Source organism: Pedobacter rhodius (assembly GCF_027213645.1).
Classification (GTDB): domain Bacteria; phylum Bacteroidota; class Bacteroidia; order Sphingobacteriales; family Sphingobacteriaceae; genus Pedobacter; species Pedobacter rhodius.
In genome coordinates this window covers 834599-856444 of sequence record NZ_JAPWGL010000003.1, presented here as the reverse complement: position 1 = coordinate 856444, position 21846 = coordinate 834599, and the positions used below count along the sequence as shown (strand labels likewise).

Genomic DNA, 21846 nt, shown 5'->3' with positions numbered 1-21846 from the left:
ACACATGTTTAACTAATTAATACAAATAACATGGCGCAGAAGTTTTAAATTATCTCGTCATCTGATAGCGGTCAGATGCGGGGCATAAGTCTGCCGACCGACGGCAGTCAATCTTGTTACCTTCTATTTACACTGTTTTATTTAGAGGTTACTCTATGCCAATGCTATCCGGAATTCATGGAAATTATTCTCTGTAAATCTATGTTTCCGTGGCAATTTTATTTATTTTTAACCAAGCCAACACCTATGAACCGTATCGATCGCCTTTTTGGAATTTTAACTTTACTTCAATCAAAGAAATACGTTTCTGCTGATAAAATTTCGGATCGGTTTAACATCAGCGTTCGTACGGTTTATCGTGATGTTAAGGCTTTGCAAGAACAGGGAATTCCGGTTGGATTTGAGCAGCCAAAAGGTTATTTTTTAGTCCAAGGCTATTTTTTACCACCTGTTTCATTCAATATGGATGAAGCAAACGCGTTGCTCTTAGTAGAAAGTTTGGTTAATGGTTTTGCTGATAATTCCATCCGATTGCACTATTCGGCTGCACTTACCAAAGTAAAAGCTGTTTTAAAAACCAGTCAGAAAGAAAAGCTGGAAACGATGAACCAGCATATTAAATTGCAGATACCCGAGCGTTTAACGTTTAATTACGAATACCTTTCGGTTATTCAGCAAGCGATTTCTGATAGGAAAATGATTGAGCTGGACTATAAGAACGCGAAAGAAGAATCGAGTATACGCGAAGTAGAACCTATCGGCTTAATCTTTTATGCGTTCAGCTGGCACTTAATTGCCTGGTGCCATTTCAGAAACCAATACCGGGATTTTAATTTAACCAGAATTATCTGCCTGAAAACTTTGGATAAGCCATTCTTAATAATAGACCACATTCCCTTAAGCGATTATATGAACATGTTACCGGTTAATTTTTAATTAAATGAGAACCACTATATAGCCGTCTATTTTAGAAGGGACAGGTGGTGGTAAATTATTAGAAATAAAAATCAATTTTATTTTTCACGCTGCCATAGGGTTGTCACTCACCCCTATTTCCTTTGTATAACAAACCCGAAAAACCATGAGCATAGCAGACTTATTATTGATGGAACTAAATACAATTGAAAAAATAAAACAAAAAAATATGGATATTATTAAAGCATTGTTGAAAGAATTCGAATCAGAATTTAACACGACTAAAAAATTTATGGAATTGGTACCTGTTGATAAATTTGACTGGGCACCGCATGAAAAAAGCATGAAAATGAAATCGCTGGCCAGCCACATTGCTGAGTTACCGGGTTGGGTGGCATTAGCATTCACAACTGATGAATTGGATTTTGCGACGGCGCCTTATGAGGAAAAAAAAGTCGAAAGCAATGAAGACCTGCTAAAACTGTTAACGGAAAGCTATGAAAGCGGCAAAGCTGAATTAGAAAAAGCAAGGGAAGAAGATTTTGACAAGCAGTGGATATTGCGTAATGGCGAACAAATTTTAGGTGATTTAACAAAATATGAAATGATGCGCATCGCTTTCAGTCAAACCACCCACCATCGGGCACAACTGGGCGTGTATTTAAGATTATTAAACATTCCAATCCCGGGAAGTTACGGTCCAAGCGCTGACGACCATAATTTTTAATTGTTTAACCACGGAGCACACAAAGAAAAAGCACAAAGGAACACAAAGTTAGATGAATAATATGCGCTGTCTCTCTGTTAAAACTTTGTGTGCGCTGTGGTTGATTTCCATGTACCTAATAGTGGCTGATTAACAATTTATTTCCGTAAAATTGCAGCATGAATAACACGTCTGCCACCCGGTTAAATAAATTTATCAGCGAAAGCGGATTGTGTTCTCGCCGCGAGGCAGACAGGTTTATCGAAAAAGGTACTGTTTTCATTAATGGTAAACGGGCTAAAATCGGCGATCAGGTTGTTGCCGGCGACCGGGTAATGGTAAATGGCCATAACATCGAGCCGAAAGAAGAATCTAATTTTATTCTATTGGCTTTCAATAAACCTGTCGGGATTACAAGCACAACAGAGTCAAATGTTAAGGATAACATTGTCGATTACGTTAATCACAGCGAACGTATTTTCCCAATCGGTCGTTTAGATAAAGACTCGTCAGGTTTAATTTTTCTTACCAATAATGGCGATATCGTTAACAAAATTCTGAGGGCCGGAAACAAGCATGAAAAAGAGTATGTGGTTACTGTAAACAAACCAATTACCGAAGATTTCATTTTTGAGATGAGTAACGGTGTTCCTATTTTAGGTGTAAATACCCGTAAATGCAAGGTCCGCCAAATTAGTCCATTTGTATTCAATATTATTTTAATTCAGGGCTTAAACAGGCAAATCCGTAGAATGTGCGAACATTTTGGCTATGAAGTAACCAAATTGGAACGAACCAGGATAATGAATATCAACCTGAAGGGCATTCCAACGGGAGAGTTCAGGGAGCTTACTGAAGAGGAGATGAATAGCCTAATGAAGAGTGTCGAAAAATCATCTTCAGAGGCCGCGTCAAAACCGAAAAATACCAGGAAAAAAACCAATTCCTGGGAAGAAATTCCGGAGTTGAAACCTGAACAAGCAAAAAAATCTTTTAAACCATCAAAGCCTTCACAAAAATCTACCGGCAAAAAACCAGCTGCACATTCATCGGCTAAATCTTCGAATAAAAGTGGTTCATCTGCCAGGAATGCACGACCCGCAAAAGGCAAACCGGCAGGGAAATCAAATACCAGACAAAGAGGGCGATAAGCCAACAAATTGTAAAATTCTGAAATCCAAAGCTTTGCTTTTTGTTTTGGTCTTTCTGTCTAAAAGCTTTTTGTTATCTTTGCATTAATTGTTTGCCACGAAATAAAGATTAAGCTATGGAAACGTTAATTATGCATCCCGAAACCAAAGAGCAGTTAGCAGCGTTAAAGGCGATAGCGAAGGTTTTGAAGGTTAATATTGAAACTAAAAAAAGTCCTTATAACACTGAGTTTGTAAAAATGATAAAAACTGCAGAGAAAAGAGGAAATTTTAAAATTATTGATCCAAATGACGTATGGGGAAGTTTAGGCTTGAAATATAAGAACTAGCACAAACTCATCTCAAAAAACATTACAAATCAGGCAATGGTGCAGTATCAAGAAAATAGAAAAAATTCTTGCTGAACTTACTGAAACACCTTATCACGGCGTAGGCAAACCTGAATTATTAAAACATGAGCTAACAGGCTTTTGGGCAAGAAAAATTAATCAGAAAGATAGAATGATTTATAAAGTAGATGAAAACATTGTTACCGTTTTCATTATAGCTGCTATGGGTCATTACGGCGATAAATAAAATGTTAGAAAAAACAGCAAAAAAACTCGATATCCGCTCATTGGATTTGCCTCAGTTGCAGCAGCACTTGACGGCTATGCTACAACCTGCATTCAGGGCCAAGCAAATTTACCAGTGGTTATGGGAAAAATCGGCAACTAGTTTTGATGACATGAGCAATCTTTCTAAAGATTTGCGTAAGGCATTAGATGAAAGTTTCGCCATTAACGCTGTTCAGGTTAACAACTCTCAATTCAGTAACGACCATACCATTAAAAATACTTTTCGTTTAGCCGACGGCAATATTGTGGAGGGTGTTTTAATTCCTTTGGAAGACCGGATGACGGCCTGTGTGAGCTCGCAGGTTGGCTGTAGCTTAACCTGTAAATTTTGCGCAACCGGTTACATGGATCGTAAACGTAACCTGAATGCCGATGAAATTTACGACCAGGTGGTGCTAATTGACAAGCAAGCAAAACAAAACTACAATAATCCATTAACCAATATCGTGTATATGGGCATGGGTGAGCCGCTTTTAAATTATGCCAACGTACTCAAATCTATCGAGCGCATTACCGCGCCCGACGGTTTAAACATGAGCTATAAACGCATCACAGTCTCAACTGCGGGCATTGCGAAAATGATTAAAAAGCTTGGTGATGACGGCGCAAAATTTAATCTCGCACTTTCGCTTCATGCGGCTGATGATAAAAAACGTAATGAAATTATGCCAATCAACGAGGCAAATTCTTTGAAAGCCTTAGCCGATGCCCTGAAGTATTATTTCGCTAAAACCAAAAACCCGGTTACTTACGAATACATTGTTTTTAATCATTTTAATGATGAGATTTCGGATGCCATGGATTTGGCAAAGTTCTGTAAGCACATTCCATGTAAAGTTAACCTTATCGAATATAACCCGATTTCATTTGCCGATTTCACCAATGCAGAGGGCGATAAAATTGATGCATTTTCCAACTATTTAAAAAGCCAGGGCATTAACACCAATATTCGCCGCAGCCGTGGTAAAGATATTGATGCCGCGTGCGGACAGTTAGCTGTAAAAGAAGAAGCTAAAGCCTAGTTTTTAATCTGCCTGGTAAATCGAAACCTTCATCCTCAAAACCTTTAATTTTGAAAATCCTGATAAAGACATTATATTTATTTAGCTAATTTTTAGCTGAATATTTACAGTCTTTATTATGGAAATCCATAAATCAAGTAAATCACGATTCAGACGATGGGGTTCTGATTTAGTCGGATTGTTATTTCCTAATCTTTGTAATGCCTGTGGGATAACTTTGTTTCAAAGCGAGTATTTAATTTGTACCAAATGCCTGTATGATTTACCATTTACAGATTACCATATTCATGCAGAAAACCGGATAGCTAAGCAGCTCTGGGGAAGATTACCATTAAACGCGGCAATGGCCATGTTATATTTCAGAAAAGGGGCTAAAGTTCAAAACCTGATTCACAATTTAAAGTACAATAACAAAACCGATGTTGGTGTAATGCTGGGCAATTTATTAGGAGAAAGATTAAAGGCCAGTCCGCTCTATGAAAATGTAGATTTAATTGTTCCTGTTCCCCTGCATCAGAAAAAGCTACGCTCAAGGGGCTATAATCAAAGTACCTTTATTGCGGCAGGCGCCTCTGAGAAAATGGACATTAATTTCAGTGAAGCAATTTTAATCCGGAATATCGCTACAGAAACCCAAACGAAAAAAAGCCGCTATAATCGTTATGAAAACATGAAGGCCGTTTTTAAAATACAAAACCCTGGTAAAATTAAAGATAAGCACATTTTACTTATTGATGATGTGGTCACTACGGGCGCTACACTGGAAGCCTGTGCCAGTGCCTTGCTAGATAGTGGCGCATCCAAAGTTAGTCTCGCAGCTTTGGCATTCGCAGAATAATTTTCTCATATTTGATTTATGCGTTACCTGTTATTTAGTTTCTTCGTTTTGACTACATTCCTATCGGCTTGCCGTAAAGATGAACGCATTACAACGGATGCCAATGCAAAACTTACGCTATCAAAAGACAGCATTTTATTTGATACCATCTTCACTTCTATTGGTTCTGCCGCGAGAAAAATTAAGCTTTTAAATAAGAACAGCAATGCATTAAACATTTCAGAAATTAAGCTTTCCGGCGGTAATACTTCATCTTTCAGTATAAATATAAATGGTCAGAACTCTTCAACCGTAAATAACCTTATTTTATATGGACAGGACTCTTTAAATATATTTGTTAAAGTAACTATTAATCCAAACGCAAACAATAGTACATTCTTAGTACAGGATTCTATAATAATTACTTCAAATGGAAACCGCAAAGCAATTCAGCTATTAGCCTATGGACAAAATGCGGTTTTCTTAAATAATGCGATGATTAGTGCAAATACAACCTGGACTAAAAGTCTACCTTATATTATAAATGGATCGGTTAATATCAAAAATAGCTCAACTTTATCTATTGAACCAGGTGCAAAAATTTATTTTCACAGAGATGCTGTTATGAATGTAGACGGCATTTTAAAAGCGGATGGATCAGTTAATGAGCCTATAGAATTTTGCAGTGATAGATTGGAAAATATATACAATGATGAACCCGGCCAGTGGAGAGGGATTTATATCAAACAAACCGGAAGCGGGATTCTTAAAAATGTGATTATTAAAAATGCATCAGTTGCAATAACTTCCGATTCATTATCGCCAGGTGCCGGCCCTAAACTCATTCTCAGTAATAGTATTATTAAAAACATGCAGGTTGCAGCATATATTGGTTATCATTCTGAATTACTGGCATTTAATAATTTGTTTTATAATTGCGGGAATTACTTGATCTATGCCATTGGGGGAGGAAATTATAATTTGAAGCAAAATACCTTTGCCGGGTATAATTCGAATTTTCCCCGTAAAACAGCTTCCTTAACTTTCTCTGATTATTTATCTGCAAAAGCTTATAATAAATTACAGCTTGATTTAACAAACAATATAATCTGGGGAAGTTTAGCAAATGAATTGGATATACAAAAGAAATCAGCGGTTTCTTCGCAGGTTAGCTTAAATGGTAATTTGATTAAAACAACCAGCACGAGTTACAATATCGGAAATATAATTAACGCAGACCCATTATTCGCTTCAGTAAGTTTTGAAAACTTTATGCCTGGCACCAGGAGTCCTGCAATAAAAAAAGGCTTGGATTTAAGCAGCGACATCTATTTCAACACCTACCTTAATAAAGATTTAAAAAATAAAAACAGAATTTTCCCCTCATCTTTAGGCTGTTATGAGAATTAATATTTTTTTTATCTTTTTATAAAACATTTTATAACCGACAGCGTTTATATATTCGAGAGCGTTAATTTAGATGGTAAGGGTCGATATTTCTTCAAAAGAATATCGGCCCTTTACTTTTAAACCAGGATTTTCTGGATTAAAGGATTTCAGGTTGATCAGATTTGACAAATTCTTTGTGTAATACTATTAAAAGTTATCAAGGCTACAGACGAAAAAGAGCCTTACAAATTCATGTAAAGCTCTTCTTAACCATACGGTTTAGTAATTATTTGTAAAGCGGAAAGGCACTTACCAATTTTATAACTTCAGCTTTGACTGCGCTTAAGTTTGCTTCATCTTCCGGGTTGGTTAACACCTGATCAATTAAATCTACAATTTTCTCCATTTCAGCTTCTTTCAAACCACGGGTTGTAATTGCTGCAGTTCCCACACGGATACCTGAAGTAACAAACGGCGATTTATCATCGAAAGGAACCATATTCTTATTCACGGTAATTTCTGCTTTCTCTAAAGCATTTTCAGCAACTTTACCGGTAATGTTTTTATTGCGAAGGTCGATTAACATTAAATGATTATCTGTTCCGCCGGAAATGATGCCATAGCCTTTAGCAACGAAAGCCTTTGCCATCGCCTGTGCATTCGCAGCAACTTGTTTAATGTAAGTACCATATTCATCGCTTAATGCTTCGCCGAAGGCAATTGCTTTAGCAGCGATAATATGTTCTAACGGCCCCCCTTGAGTACCAGGGAAAACAGCCATATCAAGCAGGTTACTCATCATACGAGGCTCGCCTTTTGGTGTTTTTAAACCCCATGGATTTTCAAAATCCTGTCCCATCATAATCATACCACCACGAGGGCCACGCAAAGTTTTGTGTGTAGTTGTGGTTACAATATGGCAATGCGGAAGAGGGTTTGCCAATAATCCTTTAGCAATTAAACCTGCCGGATGAGAAATATCAGCTAAAACTAAAGCACCAATTTTATCCGCTACAGAACGGATGAAAGCATAATCCCACTCACGTGAATAAGCCGAAGCACCGCAAATAATTAATTTAGGTTTTTCAGCTAATGCTACTTCTTCTAATTTTTTATAATCAATTAAACCGGTTTCTTTCTCTACACCGTAAAAATATGGCTGGTATAATTTACCTGAAAAGTTTACCGGAGAACCATGTGTTAGGTGTCCACCGTGTGACAAATCGAAACCTAAAATTTTATCGCCTGGCTGAATAACCGCAAGCATTACTGCCGCATTGGCCTGTGCACCAGAATGTGGCTGAACGTTAACCCATGCTGCGCCAAATAATTCCTTAGCCCTATCGATAGCGATTTGCTCTACCACATCTACAACCTGGCAGCCACCATAATAGCGTTTTCCAGGTAAGCCTTCTGCATATTTATTGGTTAGTACTGAGCCAGCGGCTTCCATAACCTGCTTGCTTACAAAGTTCTCTGATGCTATAAGCTCTAAACCGTGTTCCTGGCGGTTCAATTCCTTATTAATAAGTTCAAAAATTTGGCTGTCGCGTTTCATCCTATATCGGGTTTGTTATTTTTTTGGCAAAAGTAAGAAATTAGAAGTTAATTACGGCTGTATTAAGCAGTTGCTTTTACATTAAAGTTATTAAAGCCGCTGCCAATAGTTATCTCAACGATTTGTTGTTGCAACATTTCCAGGATAGCCAGAAAATTATAAACAAAATGAACTTTATTTTCTGAGTTTTTGAGTACCAGAGCAAAATCCAGCTGCTTATTTATATCCAAAAGATTAGCTATAAAATGTTTTTGTTGTTCTATTGTATAAGGATATTGAACAACGGTGTGTTTCACCTCCTGGCTGCGCAATTCATATTTCTGCATAGATTTGTGATAAACCATTAATAGCTTATATAAATCCAGCGAAAGCAGTTCATCCTGATGTGCGGAAGATTCAGCAGCTAAAGTTAAATCATAATCGATATTACCTCGCCGCTCTTGCTGCATCCTACCCGCTTCAAAAACTTTGAGTTCTTCAGCAACAGATTTGAATTGTTTGTAAGCAATAAGCCTGGCGATTAAATCCTGTTCGGGATTAATCTCATTGCCGGCTTCATCTAATTCAATTCTTGGTAACAGCATTTTAGACTTAATGCGCATCAGCGTTGCAGCAACGAGAATAAATTCACTGGCAACTTCTACGTTCAGCGCCAGAAGCTGATGAATATAAGAGAGGAAATCATTGGTAATCTTCGCAATTTCAATGTCCTGGATATTGAGTTCATCCCGTTCGATGAAAAACAATAACAAATCGAAAGGACCTTCGAAAACGGGAAGCTTGATTTCAAAATTTTCTTCTTGCATTGCTAAAGCAAACATAATAAAAAATGAATACCCGTTTTTGTAAACCTAATTAAAAATATAAAAGTTAAATATAATATGTCATTCAATTACCATTATTATTGACTTTTTTAATGCGAATTGGCGGTTGTTGTTATTGCATGTTTTTTTCTTAAATATTAGAACAAAAATACCTTTCTTTGTATCTTGTTTCTTTTCCAAAATACCGAATGCAAGTAAAAGCTGGTCCATTATTATCTAAAATTAACTATCCTGCTGATTTAAAGCAATATAGCGAAGCTGACTTAGAACAAATAAGCCAGGAATTACGTCAGTACATTATCGACGTGGTGAGCGTGAATGGCGGCCACTTTGGCGCCAGTTTAGGTGTTGTTGAATTAACAGTAGCATTACATTATGCATTAAATACGCCCTATGATAAGTTAGTCTGGGATGTTGGTCATCAGGCTTATGGTCATAAAATATTAACCGGCCGCCGCGAACTTTTCCATACAAACCGTATTTATAAAGGCATTAGCGGTTTCCCAAAAATCAGCGAAAGTGAATACGATACTTTTGGTGTTGGCCACTCTTCTACCTCTATTTCAGCAGCCTTGGGGATGGCCGTGGCTTCTCAGATTAAGGGCGAAACCGACAGACAGCATGTTGCCGTTATTGGTGATGGCGCTATGACTGCAGGCTTAGCATTCGAAGGTTTAAACCATGCCGGTATTGAAAATAGTAATGTTCTGGTTATCCTGAACGACAACTGTATGTCTATCGATCCGAACGTTGGGGCTTTAAAAGAATATTTAACAAATATTACTACTTCTAAATCGTACAATCGCTTCCGCGATGATATTTCGAATGTGTTAACCGGACTTTCTAAATTAGGGCCGAATGCACATAAATACGTTAAGAAGATTGAAAAAAGTATAAAAGGCACTTTACTTAAGCAAAGTAATTTATTTGAATCGCTAAACTTCAGGTATTTTGGCCCGGTTGACGGCCATGATGTTAAGCGTTTAGCAGCAATTATAAAAGATTTGGCCGCTATTCCTGGTCCGAAGTTATTGCATTGTGTTACCGTTAAGGGTAAAGGGTTTGCATTGGCCGAGAAAGACCAAACGAAATGGCATGCACCGGGTTTGTTTGATAAAATAACAGGAGAAATTAAGAAAAGCGTTCCTGACAAACCGCAGCCACCGAAATATCAGGATGTTTTTGGGCACACCATGGTTGAACTTGCGGAGGCCAATGATAAAATTGTAGGCATTACACCTGCTATGCCTTCAGGCTCATCATTAAACATTATGATGAAAGCCATGCCAACACGCGCATTTGATGTTGGTATTGCCGAGCAACATGCCGTAACTTTTTCTGCCGGATTAGCCGCGCAGGGATTAGTTCCTTTTTGTAACATCTACTCCAGCTTTATGCAGCGGGCATACGATCAGGTTATTCACGATGTTGCCATACAAAAGCTTAATGTTGTTTTTTGTTTAGACCGGGCAGGCTTAGCGGGTGCCGATGGGGCAACACACCACGGTGCTTACGATATCGCTTTCATGCGCTGCATTCCTAACTTGGTCGTTTCATCGCCAATGAATGAGGAAGAGTTAAGAAACTTAATGTTTACTGCACAACAGGAAAATGCCGGTCCGTTTGTAATCCGTTACCCACGGGGAAATGGCGTCATGCCCGATTGGAAAAGACCATTCAAGACTTTAGAAATTGGAAAAGGCCGCAAAATTTGTGATGGTGAAGAAGTTGCTTTATTAACGATCGGCCACGTAGGAAATTTTGCTGTAGAAGCACGTGCTGAATTGAACAGCGAAGGCATCTATCCCGCACATTACGATTTACGTTTTGTTAAACCTTTGGACGAGGAAATGCTTCATGAGGTTTTCGCTAAGTATAAACACATCATTACGGTGGAAGATGGAACCCTGCAAGGTGGCGTCGGTTCGGCAATATTAGAATTTATGGCTGATAATGGCTACCATGCAAATGTAATTCGTTTAGGCATTCCTGATCAATTTATCGATCATGGTGAGCAGCCCGAACTTTGGGCAGAGTGCGGTTATGATAAGGCCTCGATTATTGAAACCGTAAGAAAAGTTGGCGTAAAACGTACGACGAACACAATGGTGGGGTAATGCATTGTCTTTAATAGCATGATGCCCATCTGAGTCTATCGGATGAAATCTTCAAATCAAAGATATCTATCATCAATAGATTAGATAATGAAAGTTTAATTATTTTCCTTTTCCCGCAACCATAACTTTTACCGTATCAAAAATCACTGAAACATCAGTCCTAAGTTTTAATTTACCTAAATAAACTAAATCATGTGACATACGCTCAACCATTTGATCAACGTTTTCAGCATAACCATACTTAACCTGTCCAATTGAAGTTATCCCTGGTTTGATAGCAAGTAAATTAGTGTATTGAGGTGCACGCTCTATTATTTGTTCGATAAAATGTTGCCTTTCAGGTCTAGGCCCGACTACCGACATGTCACCTTTAAATACATTATAGAATTGGGGTAACTCGTCCAATCTTGTCTTACGCATAATTCTGCCCCATTTGGTAATTCGAGGGTCATTATCTTTAGAAAGCTGTGGACCCATTTTTTCGGCATCAATATACATGCTTCGGAATTTGTAGATGTAAAAAGGCTTCCCGTTTCTACCTATCCTTTGTTGTTTATAAAAAATCGGTCCTCTTGATGTGCATTTAGTAATTGCGATTATTAATACAAAGACTGGCATACCGCAAAACATTACCGAACTGGCAAATCCTAAATCGAAGCCCCTTTTTAATAATCTTATCTTTAAACTCTGTACTGCATGTGGTAAAAGTCTGAATACCGGCAGTTCGTTATAATCCAGGTACTCCGCTTTTTGAACGTCAAATTGCATATCAGAAACCACCTTGATAATCGTTTTATTTCGCAGAAAAAAATCCATTATACCATTTGTATCTGATGACAAATCTAAATTACAGATATAAAGCTCATCCACCCGTCTGTTTATTACCGCCGTATTTAATTGTTCTGCTGTAAAATTCTTTAAACTTTCGTCAGATATATAGCCAACAATGTCATACCCATATTCCGGATGGCGCTTAAATGACTGTTTTAACCGGATTGCGATATTTTTCTTGCCAATAATCAAAACACGGCGATGGTTGTATCCTTTTTTTCTGATATAGTCCAGAAAAAAGAACATTAATGAACGCTGTGTTAAAATGAGAACAAAGAATATAGCCAAATGAGATAAAAGGACAAATTTAGAAATATCAAAAATTTCAGATATGTATAAACCGCAAAATATAAATGCAATATGATAAACAAGTGTTATAGAGAAATTATTGATGTTATTTGATAAAACTAAAGGCCTGTGAACTATAAAGTTCTTACGAAAAAAAGATAGAAATGCCCAACTTATATTTGAAACTAATAAGAGTAAAATTGATTCTTTATTTGCTATAAATGATACACCCAGATGATAAAAACTCATCAATATAACTGAAAAATTTAGTATAATTAAATCATTCAGATAAACAACTAAAGGAAGATGTTTAGAGTAACGGTGTGACATAGGCATGTATTTTTCCTTCAATCACCATATGTTATAAATTTATTAATGATTAAGGGGATTCTAATTAAATTATAATAATATTACAATTCATGCAAAGTTATTACAAATTATCCGAATATACTAAGCAAATTTTGTGCCTATTTATTTGCAAATATTCTTTATACCTAAAAAAGATAAATTTAGTTATCTATAATTAATCTAACATTTTACAACTCATTTTTTCATTAATAAAGCTTAAAAAATTTTCTTTAAATTTAACCTTACTAAAGCTTTCGGCATGTTCCCGAATCTTACTTGGAGAAAAGGATTTAGTTTCAAATAAATTTACTGCATCGATAAGAGAACTCACAGTTTGCTCACGGAATAAAATGCCTGTTATCCCATCCCTAACGGTTTCCAAACTCCCCCCTTTTCCCAAAGCAATTACAGGCGTTCCACAAGCTTGAGCTTCTACGGGTAACATTCCAAAATCTTCTATTGCAGCAAATACAAATGCCCTTGCCTCTTGCAAGTATAAAATAAGTTGATGCATTGGCAAATAACCTTTAAATTCAATATTCTGTGTTGCTAAAAGCCTAATTTTATTAAAATCCGGTCCATCTCCAATCACAATTAATTTTTTATCGGGCATTTTTGAAAATGCTTCTACAATTAAGTCAATTTTCTTATACGGCACCATTCTCGATGATGTAACATAAAAATCTTTCTTTTGTGTTTGTAAAACAAATTGATCTATTTCAATGGGTGGGTAAATTGTTGTAGAATTCTGTTGATAAACTTTTTGAATTCGCTTTCCTATGAAATTTGAGTTACTAATAAAAAAATCAGGTCTCTTAGATGAAAGATAATCCCAAATCCTAATTCTATGTAAAAAGTACCTCGCCAACAGACCTTTGAAACCAAAACCCAGACCTTCTTCATTTAAATATTGATGATGTAAATCCCATGCATACCGGATAGGACTATGGCAATATGTAATATGGAGTTGGTCACCATTTGTTAATACGCCTTTAGAAACAGCATGGTTTGATGAAATAATTAAATTGTATTCACTCAGATCAAATTGCTCTATTGCAAAGGGAAATAATGGCAAATAGCTTTTATATCTCTTTAAACCAAACGGAAGCTTCTGAATAATTGAAGTAGTAAGTTTTCTATCTTGCAATGCAAGGTCTTTAACTAATTTAGGATCCGCAACTAAAGCAAAGATATCTGCTTGAGGAAATAATTCTGCGATTGACTGAACTACTTTTTCCGAGCCACCCATAGTGGTTAGCCATTCTTGTATTATTGCTACTTTCAAAATATATTTAATTAATTGTGTCGAAAATTTTTAAATGTTTCTCATATGAATTCTTCCAAGTGAAATTTTTGACGCATATCTTACCTCTTTCAACGAATTGCTGTTTTAGGTCCTCATCCATAATAAATGATTCAATCTTTTGCTTGATATCTTCAATATTGGACGGGTCAAAATACATCGCTGCATTACCACAAACTTCCTTAAGACTGGGTATTGATGAAGTCGTTACAGGACATTCATTTAACATAGCTTCCAAAGGGGGTAAACCAAAGCCCTCATAAAGGGATGGAAAAACAAATATGTTTGCATTGCTATAAATTGCATCCATATCCACATCCTCAATAAAACCCGTAAAGACAACATTTTCTTTTAAGCTAGGGTTTTCTCTTATATAACTGATTAACTTTGGATCCCCCGTTATAAATCCATCAACTTTACCAACTATAACAACTTTATTAGCTTCTTTTACTGTTGAATTTAATTGTTCGTAGGCTTCAAGCAGACGCTTTAAGTTCTTATGAGGCTTTACGCTACCCAAATAAAGAATATATTTACTAGGAAGATTATATTTCTTTTGAATAGCATCAAAACTTTTTAAATTCCTTATTTGTTTTACTCCATTTTCAATGACGTTTATTTTATTTTTATCAAATTTTAAATACTTAATGATTTCAGACTTTGAAAATTCTGAAACTGTAATAACTTTTTTACTAAGTTTTACTGCTGCGGCGAGTACAATTTTTGAATAAATTTTTTGTTTTAAAGTGAGTTCACTACGGTATGCCAAATGGTAGACATCATGAATTGTGACAATTCGGACTTTTGCTTTAATAGGCAAAAGAGGTATGTTATAATGAGGTGACCAAAATATATCTACTCTAGGAATTTTCCACGAAAACTCAAATTGTTCTCGAACAGAATAAACACCCGCCTTAAAAGGAATTAATTTTATATTTAAGGGTAGTATTTCGTTCTGCCCTTCTGCAACTAAAGCATATATTAACCAATCATCATTCCCCTTAAAATAAGCTAATATACTAGTTACGTAAGTTCCTATACCAGTTGTAAGTATCCTGCAATCTATGCATATCGTTTTTATATTGCTCATTTTAGTCAAAGATTAATTTCAGCCAGGAGTAGATATACACAAAAGCTGTTTGAGGTCAAAAAATAAATCGGCTAGTTCTTATCATAAAATATCGACCATAATAATCAGGCAATCACTATTTCCTCTTAGTTAATTTAAATTTATCTTTTACTTAGAATTTTCAGGCTTATAGATAAAATAGAAGCTAGAAGAAGCACAATAATAAAAACGTATAGAGAAAAGAAACCTGCAGTAATTGTAAGGTTAAAAATAAAAAAAGTTGAAACAATAGAGCTAAATCCTAATAGCTTGTTTAAGCTATTTGATGATACCTTTATATTAAAATCGATATAGCGTGTGCCATAACCCAAAATTACACCCAAAATTATCACTCCTAAATAGCCGAAATTAAAAAAAACTTCTCCAAATATACCTGGCCTTAGACCAGGATGTATTAATGGATCAAAGCCTACTGTTGTTGCAGTAAACTTACCTATGCTCCATTCGGTACGGAAATCAGAAAGAAAACTTGGAATAAAAGACATAAAACCAGCTAAATAAGTTTTTCCTAACAAAAGTGCGTGGTCCCAATAAGCAAAAACCCAAGCAAAATCACGGAGATCTGAATATGAATTTCCAAATAAAATCTGGTCGCCTAAACCAGCCAAAATTAAGGAAGTATCAAGTTCGCCCGCCCTAACTGAACTCATACCAATTCCAAGTACCAAAACAATACAGCCGGTAATTCCAACCTTTATTAAATTAATTTTTCCTTTAAGATTATAATAAACATGAAATCCAAAAAGATAGATTATTGGTTGAGCAAGAAATGCACGTGCACCAATAAATAATGTCAGAAGAAAAAAAATACCTAATAAGATTTTATCTATTAAACTGTTGAATTGAAAAATCCGTGCAATTAAAACTAACGAAACTACCGAACTCAGTATCAAAACGAAATTATAAAGCGCTCTAATTTCAGGATTCGCCTGAAAAACAGCTCGAATGTCATTTCCTCCAAATTGACGGCCAAAAGCTAAAATACCAAGTAAGCCTATAAAATAAAACAAAAATAAAATTCTTGAAGTAAAGTCATTCTTTACCGAGACTTCAAATAATTTGGTCAACGTTTTCTCAAACGGCCTAATCAAAACATAATTTATCGGCGTATTAAATTTGTATTTATTAAAAATGTACCTTCCTAGATATATGGAAAGATAGCCTGCAAGGAAAACTATATAACACTCATTAATAACTTCTTGAATACGAATTACATTTCCGCCAACCGATATTGCATTGTATAATGATGATGAAAATGGATAAATAATTAAAAATGGCAAAAAATAAATTAGGCTCATAGAAACGGTCCAATAATCTAGTGTCCAACCTGTTCTTTTATACATCCGATACCAGTCATAGATAAAATGTATAATTAGAGCAATGTCTATTATAATAAGATACTTATCAAATCTTAATAATCCACCAAAAAGTTCTATAGTATTCAATTTACCTTCAATATTAGATTTAATAATTATTGTGTGAGAAACATATTTTAATGAACTATTTCTTTACATTTTCATTTAAAAATTTCAACGTATTATACTCTTTTATCAAGAAAGTCTGATTTTCAGGCCTGAAATAACGCTGGCAAAACTTCAATAACAAAACATATCTGTCAAAGCCTAAAACCCATTTCAAACATTTCATAATAATGTTTAATTTACTAATTTTAGAATCCAGATCTTGAAAATTCCTTTCGTTCAACTTATCTACATTTGCGACAGAATTTGATAACAGTTTATTTTGTTTTAAAATGGTATAAAAATCATTATTTTCAATACCAAAAGGGCGTTCAAAATGATAACCTTCATTTACCAATCTTCTAAATAGACGGCGCTGGAATAAATTAATCGATACTCCGCCATCAAAACTTCCATAAGTATATTTTTTATGAAAATACATGTCAAAGTTATTTTCATTTAGAAATTCTGCATATTCGACAAAATAAGGAATGAAATCTGCATATTGCCTTAAATCCAGTATCGGACATTGTTTGTTATCATATATATTTTTTGGGTTAAATCCTGAAAAATGAATAAATATTAATGGAAATTCTTCCCGACCAGTCAGCCTGTTAGATATAATTATTTTGTTGTTTTTTTCGGAAATACTACGTTCATGTATATTCCAATATGCGATATTATAACCAAGTTCTCTTAATATCAATACTTTATCTCCGAATAAAGCCGGAACAAAATCCATCCATTTTTGGTCTACATGGAGGGCATCAAATTTATCAACAAAACAATATTTATGCAGCCGAGCTTCCCACCATTTTATCATTGCTGTACCAATTTCAGTTCTTTTAACAGCAATAAATCCTAAATTATAGATTCCGGCAAAAAGCGTTAATGTTTCTGGCGCATTTGCCGTACTGACCAATTCAGGAGAAACAAAATGGGGCGTAAGAATTATATCATGTTCAGCTAATTTATCATAAATGGAATCCAAATTATCATATATGTAGATGTCTGGATCAAAATAAATCACTTTTTCATATTCTTTTTCAAACAGATAAGAAAAGAAAAATGGTTTTATGGCTGTTGAAAATTCAGTTACATTATACTTAAAAGCTAATTCACTATACGAACCAATTCCAATATTTTTTGCTTCAAGAATCTCAAAATCCTGACTTTTGAAATCCTCAGGATTATCAATTTCATCTGAAAGCAAAACAAAGAAATCTATTTCTGGATTATGCTTCTTTACAGATACATAGAGGGCTTTCGCGAAACCAAAATAATTTTTAGCTACAATTGTAAAAACAGCTTTTTTCATTAATTTATTATACTTTTTATAAGTTTGGCAGGAACGCCTGCAACTATAGAATTCTCAGGAAATGATTTGGTAACAACACTATTCGCTCCTATAATACAATTATCCCCGATTTTTACATCAGGCATAATTGAAACATTTTCTCCTATCCAAACATTGTTTCCAATTATGACTGGCCCCTTACTGTGCAATTTCCTTTTGTTTGGTTCTAATTGCAAGTCTGTTAAAGAGTTATTTCCATGAAAATGATCAGTGATAAATACTCTACTTGCTATTAGCACACCATTACCTATAACAACTTTGTTTATCGCCGTTATATGACAATCGTAATTTAAAGCCACGTTATCGCCTATGATAATTTCTGGCATGAATGAGAATCCATTATGTTCTGTATAAGCTTCCAGTCTCAATCTTTTGAATGAGACAAAATTTTCGCCTATGGTAATGTTTCCAACACCTGCAAGATAACAGGGATATTGAACATAGAAATTGAGTCCACAATGTCCAAATGATCTATTCAGTGTGCCTGAATATATATAATTAAATAGTTTAGAACAACTGTGACAAAATTTTGCAATATATAATATGCTTAATATCTGTCCAATTAGGATTGCAAGTTTTTTCATTCAATTTAGTTATTTTTTAAACTGAATTTATTTACAATTATTTGTTTTATCCCTATTAATTGATCAAGTTTTTTGAAACAAAAGATCGTAAATAATAAAACTACACCAAAACTAAATAAATATGTGAGCCATCCGTTAAATAGTAAACATAGTGATAGAATTGAAATAACTGCTGTGCCGAAAATGATGATAAATTTAATATTAATTAAGGAAAACTTAAATCCACTAATTTTTTTCAAGCTAAAATATACAAATATAACGTTGACAACTCCAGCAAGTAAAAATCCGATTCCTAAACTATTAAAACCAAAATATTTCCAAGCAAAATACACAAAGGATATATAAAATAATTGGCGTAAAGATTCACTAATCACACAATACCATCCTTCATTTTTGGATAAATATAACACCCCTAATGGCCAACTTAATAGCGTAAAAAAAGAGCCCGCCATTTGCCACCTCAGAATTGGAACCGCTACATCAAAAGACGCAGAATATAATATATTTAAACCAATTGGCGCCATAACAATCATTCCAATTAACATAGGAGTACCAATTAAGAGAGTAACCTCCAATTGTTGATTAATGAGTTTATTAGATGCTTGGTTATCATTTTGTAACATAGTCAAACGAGGAAAATAATCAGCAAGCATTGCATGAAGCAATACATTAATGTAAACAGTTGAAATAGTCCAAACAGCTTGAAAAAATCCAACAGATGTTAAGCTTAGGTGTGAAATTATTATTTTTCTGATTATGTACATTGACAGAGTTGCAACGAAGCCATTTACAACAATAAAAAAGCCTAATTTTGCCATCCCCAAACCGTCTTTAAAAGACTGTGAAATCGTTAGATCGACATGTTGTATCTTAATTTTTCTGGAAAATATCCAAGAAACACACATAGCGCAAATAGATGTTAAAACCATTCCTGGTACTATGCCTTTATTTCCAAACCACCAATACAGGGGCAAACTCACAACTGTACCAGCAATTGTACCAAATAAGTTAGCCTTTGCCATTTCCGATATTTTCCTTAAACCTTGCAATAGGGCTATCTGACTTGCTGAAATTGTTGAGGTGAAAACGATTATGGAAAGGAAAATAATACTCCTAGTATAATCAGAGTTGCCGAAAGAGAAGATACTAAAATATTGACTAAAGCCAATAATTATGAATGTTCCAAATAAACCAGTTCCCAAGGCCCATCGACGAAGCACCTTAATATTTCGCGAAATCTTTTTAGGATCTCGACTTTCACTTACCTCTGCAATCTTCTTTACACCACTAAAATTAATTCCAAATCCAGTTGCATCCTTAACCAAATCCACAATAGTCTGAAAAATACCTGCAATACCAACTCCAGAAGGCCCAAGTAGAATTGCCAGAACCTTCATTCTTACTATTCCAATTAAAATATTCAATATTTGAGTTCCCCCAACTACGCCGGTCGATTTTGCAATCTGCTTATAAGAATCTTCTTTATCCATCATACTGATTTACTACCCAAAAACATCTTGATAAGTACTTTCTTTATGCTTCTTACATATGCTAAAAATAATAATAAATAATAATCTTTTAAGGAATAATGTATAAGAATAGACTCTCTAATATTTGACAGGATAAATGTATATGAATTTTTTAAAATCTTGGTTTCACTATACCATCTAATAAGGAAAGTAAAGAACATGTCACGTTTGATTTTGTTAAATGTTTTATCTACTATAATTGAATTTATCCTCAATTCGTTTGCCATATTTAAAAATTCAACAGCAAATACCCTAAACAAATTATAACCTCCTTTATTCCCAACTTCTTGATTAAAGAAGAGAAGATTGTTATTAATGCTGTAAGAATTTTTGTAGGAATTGGCGTACAAAATAGATGTATGAGGAAACATCGGATTTATGGAGCAATCTTTAACTAAATCAAAATCTTCTTTCCAAACTCCAAATAAAGTACTCCAGGTGCTATAATATGACAATATATATAAAAAATCATTAAATGTACTTGCAGTCAGCTTATTAGGCATTTTTTCAAGTGTATTATTAGAAAAAACAAGTAATGGTTTTTCAATTGCTGCCTTTCCAACTTCCTCAATCATTATATTCAAGGAATTAGGTAAAAAACTTGAATAATCATTATGCAATTTTAGATATTCGCCTTCGCCCAATTTTAAGGCTTCAATAAGGTTCAGATATCCATAGTTTACCCCATGAACAAATCGTAGATTTGCCATGCCAAAACTACCATAGAAGCTATTCAAATCCAAATTGCTATCTGAGCTATCATAGACCACAACTTCATAAAGTTGTGTAGATATGCCTGAACTAAAAATACTTAATAAAGTCGTCCTTAATATTTCCCTTCTACCCCTTGTAGGAATGCAAATAGACAAGCGTTTTTTGTCAACTTGACTACTCATAAAAACAATTTTATAAAAACAATTAGACGCCCTATTGATGTAATATATAATTTGTCTAAAAATCTAACCTTTTTTGTATTCTCATGAAAATGATCAGTAAACCTATTTGCGTTTGTTAGTATCTCCCCTATTGTGACTTTTCTGGAGATCACTCCATAATGCTGGCACACTTCATTATCCTTGAGTATTGATCTATATTCTATTGTTGCTGCCATAAGTCTTCTTAAGTAGTTTACTTTGATAAGCTTAGTTGATAGTTTTTTGGACAAATGCAATTCAAAAATATATTTCGAATAAATATCAAATTCAAAAATTCGTTGTCGTGGGGCAAAAAAAACATCATTCTCATCGTAAGTAAAAGAAGGCGTTTTAGCACATTCTGTTTTCGACTCCGTAAAAACTAGTGGGGATTTGAATAGCATTGATTTACCTCTAGTTGCCATTTCACCATTGAGTATATCTGGATAAAAACCAAACTTTAATCTCTCATCAAAAATCTTTGGTAAGATGGTTAAGTTTTTCAAAATACTTGTTCTGTAAAACATTCCTGAAGGATGTTGAGAACGATAAGCCATGTTTTTTATAGACATGTAACCTTTATCATAAAGTTTATCTACTGAACTTCTTACCAGATTAAGTTCACAATGGCCAAATACGATTTCTTTATCTGATAAAAGCTTTTCCAAAAATTGTTTTAAACTTTTAAAATTGATAAAATCTTTATCTAAGCATAGCAAGGAAAACAATCCATTACCTAGTGTAAGAACTTTAAGGTGATTTAATGGCCCTCCTATATTTTCGCTGTTTTTCACATAATGGAACCGCAAGTCATTTATTGTTGATAATCGCTGCTCTGTATCGTCATTAGAAATATTATCTAATACAACGATCTGTATCTCATTTCCTTCAAATTTCAATAAATCTAAAACTAACTCATAAACTTTATTAGCTCTATTATATGTTGGGATACATATTGTTAGAATAGGATTTTCTACTAAAGCCATA

Annotated in this window: 20 protein-coding genes; 9 read left to right on the top strand and 11 right to left on the bottom strand. The window is 34.6% G+C overall.

Annotated features, from left to right (window positions below; genetic code table 11):
• The first annotated feature begins 177 nt into the window (after positions 1-177).
• The 8 genes from O0931_RS13815 to O0931_RS13780 all read left to right on the top strand — a co-directional run bounded on the left by O0931_RS13815 (position 178) and on the right by O0931_RS13780 (position 6638).
• On the top strand, positions 178-936 hold the full coding sequence (locus tag O0931_RS13815; RefSeq protein WP_269416162.1) for a helix-turn-helix transcriptional regulator: 759 nt from the start codon (positions 178-180) through the stop codon (positions 934-936).
• Positions 937-1081: 145 nt separating this feature from the next.
• Positions 1082-1642 (top strand): DinB family protein, encoded by a 561-nt coding sequence (locus O0931_RS13810; RefSeq protein ID WP_269416161.1) that lies wholly within the window; start codon positions 1082-1084, stop codon positions 1640-1642.
• A gap of 158 nt (positions 1643-1800) precedes the next feature.
• Positions 1801-2772 carry a 23S rRNA pseudouridine(2604) synthase RluF gene (gene rluF, locus O0931_RS13805; protein ID WP_269416160.1) on the top strand — a complete coding sequence of 324 codons (972 nt, stop codon included), beginning with the start codon at positions 1801-1803 and terminating at the stop codon, positions 2770-2772.
• A 116-nt stretch (positions 2773-2888) separates the two neighbouring features.
• The gene (locus O0931_RS13800) at positions 2889-3101 is read left to right on the top strand and encodes a DUF2683 family protein (protein ID WP_269416159.1); all 213 of its coding nucleotides are present in this window, start codon (positions 2889-2891) and stop codon (positions 3099-3101) included.
• Positions 3091-3348, top strand: a complete 258-nt coding sequence (locus O0931_RS13795; protein ID WP_331283630.1) for a Txe/YoeB family addiction module toxin — start codon at positions 3091-3093, stop codon at positions 3346-3348. The genes O0931_RS13800 and O0931_RS13795 overlap by 11 nt, the downstream gene beginning before the upstream one ends.
• A 1-nt stretch (position 3349) precedes the next feature.
• Positions 3350-4411 carry a dual-specificity RNA methyltransferase RlmN gene (rlmN, locus tag O0931_RS13790; RefSeq protein WP_269416158.1) on the top strand — a complete coding sequence of 354 codons (1062 nt, stop codon included), beginning with the start codon at positions 3350-3352 and terminating at the stop codon, positions 4409-4411.
• 118 nt (positions 4412-4529) lie between these two features.
• Positions 4530-5249, top strand: a complete 720-nt coding sequence (locus O0931_RS13785) for a ComF family protein (protein ID WP_269416157.1) — start codon at positions 4530-4532, stop codon at positions 5247-5249.
• Positions 5250-5297: 48 nt separating this feature from the next.
• Positions 5298-6638, top strand: a complete 1341-nt coding sequence (locus tag O0931_RS13780) for a hypothetical protein (RefSeq protein WP_269416156.1) — start codon at positions 5298-5300, stop codon at positions 6636-6638.
• 265 nt (positions 6639-6903) lie between these two features.
• Here the strand turns inward: O0931_RS13780 and glyA are convergent, their stop codons facing one another.
• Together glyA and O0931_RS13770 are read right to left on the bottom strand one after the other, a co-directional pair.
• The gene (gene glyA / locus O0931_RS13775) at positions 6904-8175 is read right to left on the bottom strand and encodes a serine hydroxymethyltransferase (RefSeq protein ID WP_269416155.1); all 1272 of its coding nucleotides are present in this window, start codon (positions 8173-8175) and stop codon (positions 6904-6906) included.
• A gap of 62 nt (positions 8176-8237) precedes the next feature.
• Positions 8238-8981: a segregation and condensation protein A gene (locus O0931_RS13770; protein ID WP_269416154.1), complete on the bottom strand. Its 744-nt coding sequence runs from the start codon at positions 8979-8981 to the stop codon at positions 8238-8240.
• Between the two features lie 206 nt (positions 8982-9187).
• Between O0931_RS13770 and dxs the strand changes: the two genes are divergently transcribed.
• A complete protein-coding gene (gene dxs / locus O0931_RS13765; RefSeq protein ID WP_269416153.1) occupies positions 9188-11116 on the top strand; it encodes a 1-deoxy-D-xylulose-5-phosphate synthase in 1929 nt (642 codons plus the stop codon).
• A gap of 99 nt (positions 11117-11215) precedes the next feature.
• Here dxs and O0931_RS13760 read toward each other — a convergent pair whose 3' ends face one another.
• From O0931_RS13760 to O0931_RS13720, 9 genes are all read right to left on the bottom strand, one after another.
• The gene (locus tag O0931_RS13760) at positions 11216-12565 is read right to left on the bottom strand and encodes a sugar transferase (protein ID WP_269416152.1); all 1350 of its coding nucleotides are present in this window, start codon (positions 12563-12565) and stop codon (positions 11216-11218) included.
• Between the two features lie 193 nt (positions 12566-12758).
• Positions 12759-13868, bottom strand: a complete 1110-nt coding sequence (locus tag O0931_RS13755; RefSeq protein WP_269416151.1) for a glycosyltransferase family 4 protein — start codon at positions 13866-13868, stop codon at positions 12759-12761.
• A gap of 7 nt (positions 13869-13875) precedes the next feature.
• Positions 13876-14976 carry a glycosyltransferase family 4 protein gene (locus O0931_RS13750; RefSeq protein ID WP_269416150.1) on the bottom strand — a complete coding sequence of 367 codons (1101 nt, stop codon included), beginning with the start codon at positions 14974-14976 and terminating at the stop codon, positions 13876-13878.
• 140 nt (positions 14977-15116) lie between these two features.
• Positions 15117-16460, bottom strand: coding sequence for an O-antigen polymerase (locus O0931_RS13745; RefSeq protein ID WP_269416149.1), 1344 nt, complete (start codon positions 16458-16460; stop codon positions 15117-15119).
• Between the two features lie 55 nt (positions 16461-16515).
• Complete coding sequence (locus tag O0931_RS13740; RefSeq protein WP_269416148.1) at positions 16516-17793, bottom strand: glycosyltransferase family protein; 1278 nt, start codon at positions 17791-17793, stop codon at positions 16516-16518.
• The gene (locus tag O0931_RS13735) at positions 17793-18416 is read right to left on the bottom strand and encodes a DapH/DapD/GlmU-related protein (protein WP_269416147.1); all 624 of its coding nucleotides are present in this window, start codon (positions 18414-18416) and stop codon (positions 17793-17795) included. The genes O0931_RS13740 and O0931_RS13735 overlap by 1 nt, the downstream gene beginning before the upstream one ends.
• A 5-nt stretch (positions 18417-18421) precedes the next feature.
• On the bottom strand, positions 18422-19909 hold the full coding sequence (locus O0931_RS13730) for an O-antigen translocase (protein ID WP_269416146.1): 1488 nt from the start codon (positions 19907-19909) through the stop codon (positions 18422-18424).
• Positions 19906-20841: a glycosyltransferase family 2 protein gene (locus O0931_RS13725; RefSeq protein WP_269416145.1), complete on the bottom strand. Its 936-nt coding sequence runs from the start codon at positions 20839-20841 to the stop codon at positions 19906-19908. Before O0931_RS13725 ends, O0931_RS13730 begins: the two co-directional genes overlap by 4 nt.
• On the bottom strand, positions 20838-21845 hold the full coding sequence (locus tag O0931_RS13720) for a glycosyltransferase (RefSeq protein ID WP_269416144.1): 1008 nt from the start codon (positions 21843-21845) through the stop codon (positions 20838-20840). The genes O0931_RS13725 and O0931_RS13720 overlap by 4 nt, the downstream gene beginning before the upstream one ends.
• Between the last annotated feature and the right edge of the window lies 1 nt (position 21846).